The organism is Paenibacillus sp. MAHUQ-63 (assembly GCF_028765165.1).
Lineage (GTDB): Bacteria > Bacillota > Bacilli > Paenibacillales > NBRC-103111 > Paenibacillus_E.
The window spans coordinates 1,544,880-1,559,075 of sequence record NZ_JARADB010000002.1; the positions used below are offsets into that span (position 1 = coordinate 1,544,880).

Annotated in this window: 10 protein-coding genes; 8 read left to right on the top strand and 2 right to left on the bottom strand. The window is 48.0% G+C overall.

Annotated elements, in window-relative coordinates:
• Positions 1-121: 121 nt before the first annotated feature.
• Positions 122-784: a hypothetical protein gene (locus tag PUT07_RS15275; RefSeq protein WP_274469017.1), complete on the top strand. Its 663-nt coding sequence runs from the start codon at positions 122-124 to the stop codon at positions 782-784.
• An 85-nt stretch (positions 785-869) separates the two neighbouring features.
• Here PUT07_RS15275 and PUT07_RS15280 read toward each other — a convergent pair whose 3' ends face one another.
• Positions 870-2,780, bottom strand: a complete 1,911-nt coding sequence (locus tag PUT07_RS15280) for an endonuclease MutS2 (protein WP_274469018.1) — start codon at positions 2,778-2,780, stop codon at positions 870-872.
• Between the two features lie 356 nt (positions 2,781-3,136).
• The gene (locus tag PUT07_RS15285) at positions 3,137-4,120 is read right to left on the bottom strand and encodes a hypothetical protein (RefSeq protein ID WP_274469019.1); all 984 of its coding nucleotides are present in this window, start codon (positions 4,118-4,120) and stop codon (positions 3,137-3,139) included.
• A gap of 250 nt (positions 4,121-4,370) precedes the next feature.
• Here PUT07_RS15285 and PUT07_RS15290 point away from each other — a divergent pair, with 250 nt between their 5' ends.
• From PUT07_RS15290 to PUT07_RS15320, 7 genes are all read left to right on the top strand, one after another.
• Positions 4,371-4,919 (top strand): VanZ family protein, encoded by a 549-nt coding sequence (locus PUT07_RS15290; protein ID WP_274469020.1) that lies wholly within the window; start codon positions 4,371-4,373, stop codon positions 4,917-4,919.
• A 179-nt stretch (positions 4,920-5,098) separates the two neighbouring features.
• A complete protein-coding gene (locus tag PUT07_RS15295; RefSeq protein WP_274469021.1) occupies positions 5,099-6,232 on the top strand; it encodes a GntR family transcriptional regulator in 1,134 nt (377 codons plus the stop codon).
• A 111-nt stretch (positions 6,233-6,343) separates the two neighbouring features.
• Positions 6,344-7,672, top strand: a complete 1,329-nt coding sequence (locus PUT07_RS15300; protein ID WP_274469023.1) for a glycoside hydrolase family 125 protein — start codon at positions 6,344-6,346, stop codon at positions 7,670-7,672.
• A complete protein-coding gene (locus PUT07_RS15305) occupies positions 7,641-8,543 on the top strand; it encodes a carbohydrate ABC transporter permease (protein WP_274469024.1) in 903 nt (300 codons plus the stop codon). The genes PUT07_RS15300 and PUT07_RS15305 overlap by 32 nt, the downstream gene beginning before the upstream one ends.
• A 5-nt stretch (positions 8,544-8,548) precedes the next feature.
• Positions 8,549-9,433, top strand: a complete 885-nt coding sequence (locus tag PUT07_RS15310) for a carbohydrate ABC transporter permease (protein ID WP_274469025.1) — start codon at positions 8,549-8,551, stop codon at positions 9,431-9,433.
• 23 nt (positions 9,434-9,456) lie between these two features.
• Entirely contained in the window at positions 9,457-10,788 is a 1,332-nt protein-coding gene (locus PUT07_RS15315; protein WP_274469026.1) for an ABC transporter substrate-binding protein, read from the top strand.
• Positions 10,789-10,850: 62 nt separating this feature from the next.
• Entirely contained in the window at positions 10,851-14,117 is a 3,267-nt protein-coding gene (locus PUT07_RS15320) for a carbohydrate-binding protein (protein WP_274469027.1), read from the top strand.
• Positions 14,118-14,196: the final 79 nt, after the last annotated feature.

Consider the following 14,196-nt stretch of genomic DNA (forward strand, 5'->3'; position numbering starts at 1 on the left):
AAAATGGAGGAATAAACGTTGGGTAGTCGTATCACCTCCAGGGCAGTTCACCGCGGCTGTCATCAAGGCAGGATAAAGACAATCTTATTTGGAAACTTATGATGAAAGGATGAACCTTCCTATGGATTTGAAGACTATTCAAGCTTATGCGCCTTATCTTTACTTTGACGAGCATGAGCCCTTTTTCCCCGTTCGGGTCGGGGTGACGGTTTTTGAGCAGAAGGGGACATCTCCTTCGTTTCGAAGATCGTTTCCTTTTCGCGATCCACGACTGAAGAAGATTATTGAATATGCAATATATTGGGATTACGATATTCAGCACTTATACGAGCTGGAGCATGTATGGGTATTCATTGATCATGAGGGTGAAGTAATCGATTGTGAGGCCAGCTTTCATGGCAAGTATTTAAAAGGGCTGCTGAAAGACCGCAGCAATGTGCTGGATGGGACGCATGTACGTTTGTTTTCACAGCCTGGCAAGCATGCCTTTTCCCCAGTTGCTGAATTTCTGGAGCTGGTTCCGCATTTCTGGACTGCAGTGAATGAGGATGCAGGGGCTGATGGCTTGACGGTCCCATATTTCCTAGAGGGCATTGTTGCAACGAATGAAGAAACCAACAGAATTGTCGAAACCTATTTGAAATCATGTGCGTTTACACCGACATTGGCGTATAAAGAATACCGGTTGGATAAGGAACTGTTCGTGACCTGGGACCAGCTGCTGAAGGAGATTCCGGAACGGATTCAGGGGATAATTGCTGAAATTACGAAAAGAGAGATTTAGTTTCTAAACAAACAAAAGCCCGATGGAAGACATCCACGGGCTTTTTGGCGTACATACAGAAGCTATTTTTTTTTGAGGTCTCGCTTTATTGATTTTCTTTATACTCGATCGTTAACCCTTCAACATGTCGTTTGATCATCTGTTTTCGCTTCTTTCGTGTGTCTTTGGATTCGAAGACGATGTCCATATCGTAGTCTCCTTCCGGGTATAGCTTGCTGCGCTCGATATAGAGAGACAATCTCTTGCGGTTGATACGCACTTTCTCCTTCTGAATCTGGACCGTAATGTTTCCGCGGTGATCCGGCTCGCTGCACACAATGCCTGTGCGGCGCAGCGAGTGTATCCATACGCAGTCTCCAATAGCGAAATTCGGCAGCGGCGCTCGTTCGCCTTTTTCTTTCGTTTTGCTTTTTACAGACGTTTCTCCTGTAATCGCTGCGGCTATGGCAGGCGCTTCCGGCGGGCGCTGTGCAGCCTCGTAGGTGATCTGCTTCGATCTATCGATGAGCGCAAGCGGCATTCCGAGATTTTGCGCGATATAGAAGGCGTAAGAGTAGCCCGCTTGACCAATCGTCAACTTGTAGAGGGGCTCAAGTGTTTCGCTATCAAATTCCATACGCGCATTCTCGAAGCCGGGCGCAGCGTCGGCAAATTTCTTAATCTCGTTAAAATGCGTCGTCGCCATGACCGTTGCCCCGCGGCGGTATAGTTCCTCAAGCACCGCGATCGATAGGCCGATTCCCTCGCCAGGGTCGGTTCCTGAGGCAAGTTCGTCGAGAAGGACCAACGATGAGGGTCCGGCAATCTTGAGGATATCGATCACATTCTTGACATGCGAAGAGAATGTGCTGAGCGAATTTTCGAGACTTTGCCCGTCCCCGATATCGACCATAACGGATCTGTACACAGCAAATTCGCTTCCTTCTCCGACCGGAACAAGCAAACCTGACTGCACCATGAGTGTCAGCAGACCAACGGTTTTCAGCGAAACGGTTTTACCTCCCGTATTCGGCCCTGTAATGACAAGCGCGCGGTATTCGTTACCTATGCGGATATCAAGCGGCACGGAATGCCTGCCCAGCAAAGGATGACGGCCGTTGTGTATGGAGACACGGCCGCGATCGTTTAGCTTGACCGTTCGTCCGTCGATTGTTCTCGCGTACTTAGCCTTTGCGAACATAAAGTCGTAATGGCCGATCGTTTCCAAATTGAGTGAAATTTCATGCTTGTTGTTTTCAACCAGATCCGTAAGATCGCTGAGTACCCTAGTTTCCTCCGCGGCCTCCTCGGCCTGCAGGTGCAAAAGTTCGACATGCAGGTCGGAGATATCAGCCGGCTCAATAAACACCGTCTGACCGCTTGCCGACTCGTCGAGCGCGACGCCGCCAACTTGTTTGCGGTATTCCTTCTTCACAGACAACACGTACCGGCCTCCTCTCGTCGAGACAATGCTGTCCTGCAAATAACTCCGGTATTTGGATAATGCTGTGTCGAGTTTCTTGCGAATACGGTCATCGAGAATGTTGATTTTTTTGCGGACACGCGACAAGGCAGTGCTCGCCTCGTTATCGACTTGACCGTTGCGAATACAGCGCCGGATCTCGGTCAGCAGTTCGCGCAGGTCGTAAAGGGATAGGGCATATGAGGCGATACGCGGGGTGACGGATTCCTTCTTTTTCATAAATGCTTTAAGCTGCTGTGTGCTTTCGATGAATCTGGCGAAGTACATGAAGTCCTGTGGCGTAAAAATAAATCCTTTCCCGAAGGAGCCTATTAGCGGCTCAATTCCCTCAAGGGACGGGATCGGCACACTGGCACCGTGCTCGATGACACGAACCGCTTCTTCGGTTTCTTGAAGTAGTGTTGCGACTATGACGATCTCGATTTTTGGCTCCATGTTCTCAATATGGGCGCGGCCCAAATAACTCATGGCAAAGTCAGCCAAACGTTGCTTAATGCGGTCGTATTCCAAACGTTGATAAGTGGACTTGTTCAAGGGAATGCCTCCTTTTGGGTACAAAAAAACGGACTGGAAACAACAATCGTTTCCAGTCCGCTTCGGGAGAAACTAATGTTCTTAACAGCATCAGGTGCAACCTGCCAGAAGGGCACGACAAAATAAACCCGTTAATTGAACGGTTTCGTCGCGTGCGCCATGCCAAAACAGATTGCACTATGGAATTGCTAGTTAAGAACGACCTCAGACATTAAAATCTCTCCTTTGTATTACTCTTTTGTTAGTATACCCTTATCATATGCGAGTCCAGTCTGGAAATCGTGGGAGAAAATGGCTTAAATCAAACTTTCCCATAAAGTCCGAATGCATCTTCCTTGAAGGTCTTCGATCAGCATTTATAGCGGCATATCCGGCTGCACCCACATATCTCCGGCCCAAGTATGAATATGGTACCACTGAGCGTTTTGCGGATCGGTCCAACGTTCAAATGCATCTACGGTTTGAGCGGATAGCACCCCGAAGGTTGGGAAAGGCATCGTTGGAAACAGATAAAGCCTCACGTCCTTCAGTAGATTTAGCCGTTCATTGATTGGCTCGGCCCCTAACGGCTGTGCAAAATCCGGCTGAATCCAGAACGTTTTATTATCCTGGGACCGCACATGGTAAACCCAATTCTGTGTTTTCTCGAAGGCAAATACTTTCTGCGGAGGAATCATCTTAACATCCGAGGGACGCTGCAAACGATTCGACGTATCATAGTCCTCCATGTACAGGGTTTCGGTCGGCAGATCCATCTCCTGATTCAAAATCTCCATATCTATCAGCATATGAGGCTGAGAGACCACCCACATATCCCCAAGCCACGAGGTTTCAATACGATAGGAGTTAGTCAAGTATGATACAGGTGATTCGAATACGGCATTCGCATGAACGGTCTGCGGAGCGAGGACGGCATCCGTCATCGTCAAAGAAGACGGTTGCGTATAAAGAGCGGAGTCCCAGAGTAATGCAATATTCGTATCGATCGGCTTGACGACACCAATTTTGTCATAGTCCAGGTGCATCCAGAGATCACCTGCCCACGTAGTCTTAATTTTGATCCATACCTTATCCCCGCGCTGCTTGGTGTACCACGCTTGCTCTGCATCGACCGTAGTCACATCTTGCGGCGTGAGTGCAGCAAAAGGTTTACGAGAATCGTCAGGTGTGGAATAGAGCGGCGTCTGTTCGAATAAAGTGATGACCGGTGGGACTTTGGGCGGGACAATTTTATTGTGCGGCGGCAGCGCAGCATTTGCCTGCAAATTGCAAATGAAATTGACCAGCATCAAGCCAAGAGAGAGGGCGATGACAGGCCTGACTAATGTTTTTAAATTCATATACGGTTTCCACCTCAATTACCTAATGTTGTAAATATAGACTCGATTAACGGCTAAATGGTTGCGGCAGGAATTGATTGATTTTATTTTTCGTGACAGGCGATTTAAGAAAAATTTAATAATTACCCTCTGTTTTATTTAAAAATTTTTTCTTATCCTAGAGTTAATGAATGGTGAGGAGAGTAGAGCGCATTTTCATTGAGAATGAGATATTCCGTAAGAGAAAAAGTAGACGAAACCGGAGATTATTATGAATAAACGAGAACGAATTCAAACAATCTTTTTATATGGAGTTTTCATTTGTTACATCGTTTTTTTAATTAAATTATTGTTCTTATCCAGAATTTCATTTTTGGAGCTATTTAATAGTCATAGGATTTTTAATAGGTCAATCAATCTTATTCCATTCTATAGTATCAAGGAATATCTATTTAGCGGCTCCGCGGATATAAAAAAATTCGCTTTTAGTAATGTGGTAGGCAATATCATTATTCTTCTTCCTCTTGGTACTTATTTGACATTATTCAAAAAGGACAAAAGAGTCATCGCCAATTTGTTGCTAATCTTCTTGGTGAGTTTATCTGTTGAAATCATTCAGGGACTTTTAGGTATCGGAACAGCGGACATTGATGACATTATTTTAAATGGTTTGGGTGGATTAATTGGTATATGGGGGTATAGGTTATTAGCTTATATTTTACGAGATGAGAAAAAAGTACGTACCGTAATCACCATACTATCTGCTATAGGTTTGCCTCGTATCGTATATATCATCTTTATGGTGAGATTACGTTTATAGATATCAATATTGGACCGACAGGATTATTCCAAAAACTCAATTAAATTAATAAATCATCCAACCACGTCCAATCAGGAGGTGGTTTTCTGTGATTATACTACTTTTATCGGTTGTATATATGAGGTTCGCGATGCTATACTTGATATATCAACATAACCAAGACGAAGGATTGATAAATCATGTCATTATACGAGAAGATATACCGACATTTGCTAGATGAAATTAAAAAGGGGAAGCTCCAACCAGGCGACCGTGTACCTTCGGAGAGTGAATTGTCCACTCAATTCAGCGTCAGCCGCATTACGTCGAAGAAAGCGCTTGAGATGCTTGCGAATGAGAAATGGATCGAGAGAGTACGGGGAAAGGGGTCGTACGTCTCCATGAATTTTCCAATGGATCGGAAGGAAGAGGGTTCCTCCAACCGAAGGGAAGTAGAAACCTCCTCAGAGCCGAAGATTATCAGCCTGATCCTGCCTGACTTTGATCAGTCCTTCGGACTTAAGATGGTACGCGGGATTGAGGAGCGATGCTCCAGTTATGGCATCCCGCTTATGCTGAAGCTGACATATGACAAACGGAACGTAGAGGAGGAGGCGATCCGTGCATCCATTCGGCACAGTGCTTCGGGGATGATTGTTTTTCCCGTTCACGGCGCGCATTATAACGCCGAGCTTCTGCGACTTATGTTAGACGGCTTTCCAATTGTGCTGGTGGACCGCTATTTGCGGGGGATTGCCGCAACGGCCGTGTATACGGATAATCGTAAAGCCTCTCAGGAGCTTACCGAATATCTTCTCGATCAAGGCCATAGGGAAATTGCCTTTATTTCACCGCCGTCCGAAAACACTTCGACCATTGAGGACCGGATTCAAGGGTATCTATCCGCCTTTACTCAACGCGGGATTCCGGCAAATCCGGATATGATCGTGACGAACCTGTACAGCACATTACCTATAGGAGGCCCCAAAGAATATATCTCGAATGATTATGGAACACTGCAAGCTTTTATCGATAAGCATCCCCGCACGACGGCTTTTCTGGCTTGCGAATATTTGATGGCCGTTCGCATAGCGGAGTGGCTGAATATGATGGGTAAACGGGTTCCAGGCGATTATGAGATCGTGTGCTTCGATTACCCGGAAGACTCGTTTGACCGTCCGATGTTCACTCATATTCGGCAGGACGAATGGCGTATAGGACAACGTGCGGTGGACCTGCTCACAGCCCAATGGTCAGGAGAGGCCGCACCGGAACACCACTTGGTGGAGCACAAACTGATTCGGAGACCAATCGAGATAAAAACATCAAGTTGATATATAAATATACCAACTTGATGTATAAATAATATGTTGACATGTTTTAAAATCATATGTTATATTGATGACATGAAAGGAAGCGATTACAATCTGATAAGGAGATGGATTATGTATAGTGCAGCTTATCGGAAAATCGAAGATACGGCGCTTCGACTTCAGCGTATCGATCCGGGTCTATCTGAAATATTTCAGAAATGTTATCCCAACACCTTGGAAACGACGGTAGAATGGTGTGATGACGGGACGTCATTCGTCATCACAGGAGACATCCCCGCAATGTGGCTCAGAGATTCCTCTGCCCAGGTTCGTCCTTATATTCAACTGGCAACCGACGATCAGGATGTGCGGCGGTTGATACGAGGGGTCATCGAACGACAAGCTCGGTACCTCATTTTCGACCCTTATGCAAACGCTTTCAACAAGGAGCCAAACGGGCAAGGGCACAAGGGAGACCTAACGGTCAAGGGCCCCTGGGTGTGGGAACGGAAGTATGAACTGGATTCACTATGCTATCCCGTTCAACTTTGCTGGGAATATTGGGAAGCGACGCAGGACCGTATGATATTCACTGAAACTGTGCATACGATGTTTCATCGGATTATTGAAGTCATGCACAAAGAACAGCGGCACGACAGGGACTCCAGCTACTCCTTCGAAAGAACGGACTGCCCGTCCTCAGATACGCTGCCTTTCGGCGGGAGAGGGACTAGAACCAATGATACCGGGATGATTTGGTCCGGCTTCCGTCCGAGTGACGATGCCTGCAAGTTTGGCTACCTAATTCCTTCGAATATGTTTGCCGTTGTTATCCTTCGCTATATCGGACGGTTGGCCAAGGAGATCTATCATGACCACGGTTTAAGTGAAAGCGCTTACAAGTTGTCGGAGGAAGTCGAATTCGGCATCGAGACATACGGGAAAATCAAGCATCCCGTGTACGGATGGATATACGCTTACGAAACAGACGGATTCGGCAACTATAATCTGATGGATGATGCCAATGTTCCAAGCTTGCTGTCGATTCCATATCTTGGGTACCGTGACCTGAACGACCCGGTCTACCGGAATACGAGAAATTTCGTGCTAAGCCCGGAGAACCCGCATTATTCGTCAGGCCGGTTCGCACAAGGTGTTGGAAGTCCGCATACACCTTCCGGTCATGTTTGGCCGATCGCTCTCATCATCCAAGGGTTGACTTCGAACGATCCGTCCGAGCAGGACGCTCTTGTGCGAATGCTAACTTCCACTACCGCGGGTACAGGTTATATGCACGAAAGTTTCCATCCGGATAAGCCGGATACGTTCACCAGAGAGTGGTTCGCTTGGGCCAACAGTCTGTTCGGCGAGTTTATCTGCAAATGGCTCGATCGAAAGCTTGAATATGGAAAGGTGGTCGGAACGTTTGATGCTAGCATCCAGGAAGAGGATTTACCTTGAATGGATCAAAGGGTACTTATTCATTTTCCCATCAATCATCGGCTTCAGTGTATTCGTCGCCTATCCTCTCATCTCCTCACTATACTACGCGTTAACAGACTGGGATGGCATTAATAAGCCCCAATATATCGGCTTCGACAATTTCGTTTACATGTTTACCGTTGATCCGGCTTTCTTGAAATCGCTCCGAGTAACCTTCTATTATGTTCTGCTCAATGTGCCTGCCTCTCTCATCTTCGGCCTCACGCTGGCTATGCTGCTCAATCGCAAGCTGCCTGGCATCAAGTTTTTCCGGACCGCCTTTTACTTACCAACGGTTATCCCCGCTGTGGCGACCTTGACACTCTGGCGCTATATGTATCAACCCCAGTTCGGATTAGCCAATCAGGTACTTAGACTGTTCGGTCTGCCGGATGCTCCCTGGCTTACGAGTGAGAGCACGGCTCTTCTATCCATCATCTTATCGGGCTTATGGCAGGTCGGATCGGGGATGATTATCTTCCTTAGCGGTCTACAATCCGTACCCCAAGACTTATATGAAGCCGCGGAGGTGGACGGGGCGAGAGGATGGACGGTGTTTTCCCGCGTGACACTGCCTATGATTACACCTATTTTGTTCTTACAGCTCATATTGGGGATCATCGGTTCCTTTCAAGCATTCACCCAAATCGTCGTCTTAACCCAGGGCGGTCCCAATTTCTCGACAATGTTGCTCAATTATAAGATTTACGGAGATGTGTTCAACGGCAAAATGTTCGGATACGGTATCGCAGAGGTATGGATTCTGTTCCTTATCATTATGTTCTTTACCTTACTGACTTACTTGTATTCCAATCGATTCGTGTACTATGAAAATGATAATAGGGGGTGAAACGAATGGCAGTCTCCCAGTCCACGGCAATTGATCATGCCCGATCCGCCGGCAGCACGTCCAAATATGCCGTCAAAGATACAATTCGTTTCATAATACTTCTTGCCGGTTCCATCGCCATGCTGTATCCGCTTCTCTGGATGATTACGATCGCACTGAAAGGGAATGAAGAAATATTCAAGATTCCACCCGATTGGTATCCCAAGGAGTTTCATCTGGAAAACTTCGTGAAAGGGACGCAGACCATTAACTTTTGGCGGACGTTCGGCAATTCCTTGTTCATCGCCATCGCCTGTACGATTGGGCAAGTCGTCAGCTCGGTGCTCGTCGGATACGGGCTCGGCAGGCTTCGTTTTCCCGGGCGGAAGATGTGGTTTTCGTTCTTCATCGGCAGCCTCATGCTGCCAAGCTTCGTCGGGCTCGTTCCGATCTTTCATCTGTTCACCTCGCTAGGCTGGTATAATACGTATCTTCCGCTCATCGTACCGGCATTCCTCGGCAATGCCACCTTTACGTTCCTGTTCATTCAATTCACGAGTACAATTCCGAAATCATTCGACGAGGCTTCCAAAATGGACGGGGCCGGAGATTTTCAAATCCTTTGGCATGTGCTCGTGCCTATGTCGATGCCGGTCATCGTCACTATGGTGATCTTCGCTTTTAACGGAGCGTGGAACCAATATTTGGAGCCTCTCATTTATATCGCAGATCAAGGCAAATGGACGTTAGCGGTCGCCCTTGCCTCCTTTGCTTCGAGCTGGACGACGCAATGGAACTACTTCATGGCAGCGGATTTAATCTATATGCTTCCGATGATCATGATCTTTTTCTTCGGCCAAAAGTATTTCATGCAGGGTCTTGGGTCGGTCAATTCCGCCGGCTTGAAATAAATTATTTAAGGAGGTCCATAGTTATGAAATTGCTTCAATTAGTGGGTCTGGCAGGAGCCGTAACTCTGGCATTGGGGACGGCCGCAGGATGTTCGAACAGCACGAGCTCAGACGGAGGTGCTACCACCCCGGCAGCTTCATCAGGCAGCGACAGCAATGCGGCGACCGCGGTGGTCACGCTGATGACTTGGGAGTCTCAAGCGATGAACGACAAGATCATGGCCTCAATGAAGAAGTTCGAGGAACAGAATCCGGGTATCACGGTTAAACTGCTTCCGGCGCCGCTTCAGGATTACGGCATCAAAATCAATGAGATGATGGCAGCCAAGCAGGCCCCGGATATTTTCATGACCGGGAATGACATGACGCTGCAAAACGGGGCGAAAGGCCTGCTTTACGATTGGTCGGCCAAAGCTAGTGCGGATCAGGAGTTTATGAACGGATTTTATCCTGGTGTTGTAGACAGTTGGAAATCGAATAACAAGCTTTACGGTTTGCCGGGTCTTCTTAATACATATGGCATTTTCTACAACAAAAAGCTGTTCAAAGATGCCGGTCTTCCGGAGCCGAAGCGGGGATGGACTTATGATGAATTTTTTGATGACATGGCCAAATTGACTTCGAATAAAGGCGGCGTACAGCAATACGGATATTACGGCAGACCGGATGCGTTCAACGTATCGCTGTATTCGGTATCGGCGGGAGGCGCTCCTTTTACCGATTCAATCGTCAATCCGACCAAGGTGGAAGTGAGCTCTCCGTTTATCGAAGGTGTGAAGAGGTACCAGAAAGCGATAGCGGATAAATCCATGATACCACCGACCTTCGACCAATCCAGTGTCATGGCGTCCTTCAAGGACGGCAAGGTGGCGATGACGATGCAAGGGCAGTGGGTGGCCGACGACTTGATCCGCAACGCGCCTAACCTGGAATGGGGCTTTGCTCCTCAACCGGTTGTGAAGACGCAGTCGGAAATTTATGATGCCGTCGGTTGGTGCAGCCCGGCTACCATCAAGAATCCGGACGCGGTCTGGAAAGTACTGAAGTATCTGGATTCCTCGATGTATCAAGAAGTGCTGCCGTCTACGCCGGTCGCACCGGCTGCTTACAAATCGGCAACAAGCGCATATTTCGATACGCTTAAGAAAGCGGGTCATCCTGATTTGGCGGAAGGGATTGATTATATTCTGAAATCGCCCAATACGCAGCCGGTACGGTTCTTGACGACCTGGTCCGGGAAAGCGGGGCCATTCATCGACGCCGTCTGGAACAATGTCTTGAGCGGCAAAGCGGGCGAAGCCGAGCTGAAGGATATGGCCGACAAGGTGAACAAAGTGATTTCGTCATCCAAGTAAGCTGACAGCATTCGGAATTTGAATTGAAAAAAATTCAGTCTTTTCGGAGGTCATGTGTGAGTATGAACAAAAAGAAGGGTTTCAAACTATTCATCCTGTCTACGGCTTTTGCCTTAACTTTCACATCATTTTCTGCGCTCAGAATCCCGGAAGCAAATGCTTTTACTTCCTCCGAGGCGGATACGGCCATACAAGCGTTTAACGCGAAGTTCTGGGACAGCAGCGCAAAGCTATTTTGGAAAAATTCCAATCGCGGCAGCAACTATATGGACTTTTGGATAGAAGCGGAGCTTTGGGAAATGGTCATGGACGCCTATCTCCATACTTCCGATGCCGGCTTGAAAGCGCAGCTTCGAACTCAGATTGACGACATTTTTGACGGTACGGTAGCAAAATACGGGGAGGATTGGACCACCAATCATTTCAATGACGATATTATGTGGTGGGCGATGGGTTCAGCAAGAGCCTATGACATTACGAAAAATCAAAAATATTTGGATAAAGCCAAGTATTATTTCGACTTTGTTTATCATACGCAGTGGGATGAAAGCTTTGCGAACGGCGGCATCTGGTGGATGAATACGGATCACTCTACGAAGAATGCCTGCATTAACTTCCCCGCAGCCGAAGCGGCCGTTTATCTGTATAACATCACGAAGGACGATCATTACTTGGATGCAGCCACCCGCATTTACCGTTGGGGCAAGACGATGCTGACGGACGGCAACGGGAAAGTGTTTGACCGTATCGAGATGGAGAAGGGCGCCGTCCCCGATGCGACTCATTACAACCAGGGCACTTTCATCGGTGCTGCGGTAGGATTGTATCAAATTACCGGAAATACCGTGTATCTTGACGATGCCGTGAAAGCGGCGAGCTACACCAAAGAACATCTAGTCGATGAAAACCGTTTGCTCCGATACGAAGGACCGAACCACGACCTAAAAGGCGGCAAAACGATCCTGCTTCGCAATCTTGCCTATCTGCAAAAGGCCGTCAACGAGCGAAGTGAAAGCACCTACAAGCAATTCGCTGCGGACTTTAATGACTGGGCGGCTTTCAACGCTCAAACAGCATGGAACAATCGCAACGCCGACAACATCGTCGATGGCAACTGGGCAGGTCAGCTGCTTTCCGGAACTTATGAGGCTTGGGCATCATCCGGCGCAGTAGAAGCATTGACTGTTTTGCAATCGCAGGATGTCGCGACCGGCGGGTATGTCTCCAAAAATCCTTATGATAAGGTAGAAGCGGAAAGCTATAACGTCGGTACCGGATTCGTTATGGAAGGAAGCACGGATGGTACGCTTCAGCTCGGCGGCATTCAGGCGGGACACTATGCGGCTTATAAACATGTAGATTTCGGATCCGCAGGAGCTATCGGCTTTATTGCCCGGGCGGCAAGCGGTACAGGCGGGGGGAACATCGAAGTAAGACTCGACTCCTTGAACGGTCCCAAAGTCGGAACCTTGAACGTGGAGGGAACGGGCGGATGGAACAATTTCACGGATGCCGTGACCGTTCTTAAAGACGATCAAGGGAATCCGAGTAAAGTAACCGGCGTCCAAGATGTGTATCTTGTCTTTTCGAAGAAGAACGATTCCTATTTGTTTAATTTGAACTGGTTTAAATTCACCACAACGGATCCGACCAAATCGGATGCGTACGCCAGGCTGAAGGCAGGTAACTTCGACAGCAGCTCGGGTCTAAGCAAGAATGCCGATTGGGGCTTCCTCGATGGCATTAAAAATAACGCTCACGCCTTATATAAAGGCATTGACTTTGGAGCTGGTGCTGCGGGAGTTACCGTACATGTAACCAGCGGGAATCAAGGCGGCAAGATCGAGGTAAAGCTGGACAGTCTGGACGGGCCGACCGTAGGCGTGATCGGAATTCCTGCTTTAGGAAATTGGAATGATTGGGTCGACATCATGTCCAACATCGATGATACCAAGGCAGTTGGCGTCCACGATGTGTATCTCGTATTCCACGGAACAAATGGAAGCGATGCGCCCTGCAATTTGGATTGGTTCACTTTCTCGAGCGTGAAAGGGAAAGCAAGGAATGCCTACAGCAAGCTGGAGGCTGAGAACTATACGAGCGGCGTTGGCTTTGGCACGGAGAACGGGGGCGGGCAAACGTACTTGGCGGGCATATACGGTCCCAATAAGCCGTATGCCATGTACAATTACATTGACTTTGGAACTAAGAGTCCGTCCAAATTTTATGTGAATGCGGCAAGCGACACCGGCGGAGGAACGATAGAAGTCAGAATCGACAGTATGAATGGTCCGGTTATCGCAACAAGCCCCGTTACGGGCACTGGCGGGTGGCAAAATTTCAAGGTTACCTCAGCCGACGTAACCACCCCTGTAACCGGTCAACACATTGTGTTCATGCTGTTCAAAGGAAATGATTGGTTATACAACTTCGATAAATTTACTTTCGGTGATCCGTCCGTATTTACGGCGCCGACTCCGCCGACTGAACCTGTGCCAGACAGTGTACCACCGGGAGAGGTAGAGAATGTGCAAGTGATTCGCAGCAACGACACCATGACCCTGTATTGGGACGGTCCTTATGACATCGATGGTCACAAATCGCAAATCGCTGTATTTAGTAACGGCCAACCGGCCGGAACTACCATTGATGTGGGTAGAGGCATCCAAACCGCTGTTGTAACGGGTCTAGATAAGAGCAAGAGCTATGCGATTCAGATCAAGAACGCGGATAAGTCGGGGAATGTATCGAAGGGAATCACCGTAGACGATAAAGATATGCCTTCCTATTCTTTATCCGCAAACGGAATCGTTTTAAAGGATGGTGATGTCATTGAAGACGATTTGACTCTGAACTTCAAAGCATGGAATCGCTTGTCTGCGATCAGGTCTGCACAAATCGCAATTGACGGTAAGGCATATACGATCGATCCGACAACGCAGCAAAGCATTGACATCGATATGGCCGGTAATCTAGGCATGAAGACGGCTGTTATCACCCTTGAGGACGCATCTGGAAACAGGCTTGAGAACACCAGGAACGTCAGCGTGACAACCAGCGTCTATGCCATGCAGCATTTAGTTACCCGGTTCACGAATTCCGGCGAACTGAGCGGAGCGATCGTCCCGCAGCTGTCCAATTCACTTAAGCAGGTTCAGCATCAGCTGGACAAAGGCAAACAGGATCAAGCGGTAAAGCATATGCAGGATTTCATCAAACATTTAAATAATGAAGCTTTAAGCGGTAGTGTACAAACTCGTGCAAAGACGATTCTGAATACGGATGCTCAATTCCTCATCGATGCGTGGCTGCAAAGGAATGGGGGCTAAACGCCCAAATAGGAAGGTCGACTGCAGGTCGGCCTTCTTCTATAAACTAATGGAAGAGGGCAGTCCTGATTAGATCGGG

Excerpts from the sequence above, each read along its gene's own strand:
- PUT07_RS15275 (WP_274469017.1), top strand. The coding sequence starts at position 122 with ATGGATTTGAAGACTATTCAAGCTTATGCGCCTTATCTTTACTTTGAC.
- PUT07_RS15285 (WP_274469019.1), bottom strand. The coding sequence starts at position 4,120 with ATGAATTTAAAAACATTAGTCAGGCCTGTCATCGCCCTCTCTCTTGGC.
- PUT07_RS15290 (WP_274469020.1), top strand. The coding sequence starts at position 4,371 with ATGAATAAACGAGAACGAATTCAAACAATCTTTTTATATGGAGTTTTC.
- PUT07_RS15295 (WP_274469021.1), top strand. The coding sequence starts at position 5,099 with ATGTCATTATACGAGAAGATATACCGACATTTGCTAGATGAAATTAAA.
- PUT07_RS15300 (WP_274469023.1), top strand. The coding sequence starts at position 6,344 with ATGTATAGTGCAGCTTATCGGAAAATCGAAGATACGGCGCTTCGACTT.
- PUT07_RS15305 (WP_274469024.1), top strand. The coding sequence starts at position 7,641 with ATGCTAGCATCCAGGAAGAGGATTTACCTTGAATGGATCAAAGGGTAC.
- PUT07_RS15310 (WP_274469025.1), top strand. The coding sequence starts at position 8,549 with ATGGCAGTCTCCCAGTCCACGGCAATTGATCATGCCCGATCCGCCGGC.
- PUT07_RS15315 (WP_274469026.1), top strand. The coding sequence starts at position 9,457 with ATGAAATTGCTTCAATTAGTGGGTCTGGCAGGAGCCGTAACTCTGGCA.
- PUT07_RS15320 (WP_274469027.1), top strand. The coding sequence starts at position 10,851 with ATGAACAAAAAGAAGGGTTTCAAACTATTCATCCTGTCTACGGCTTTT.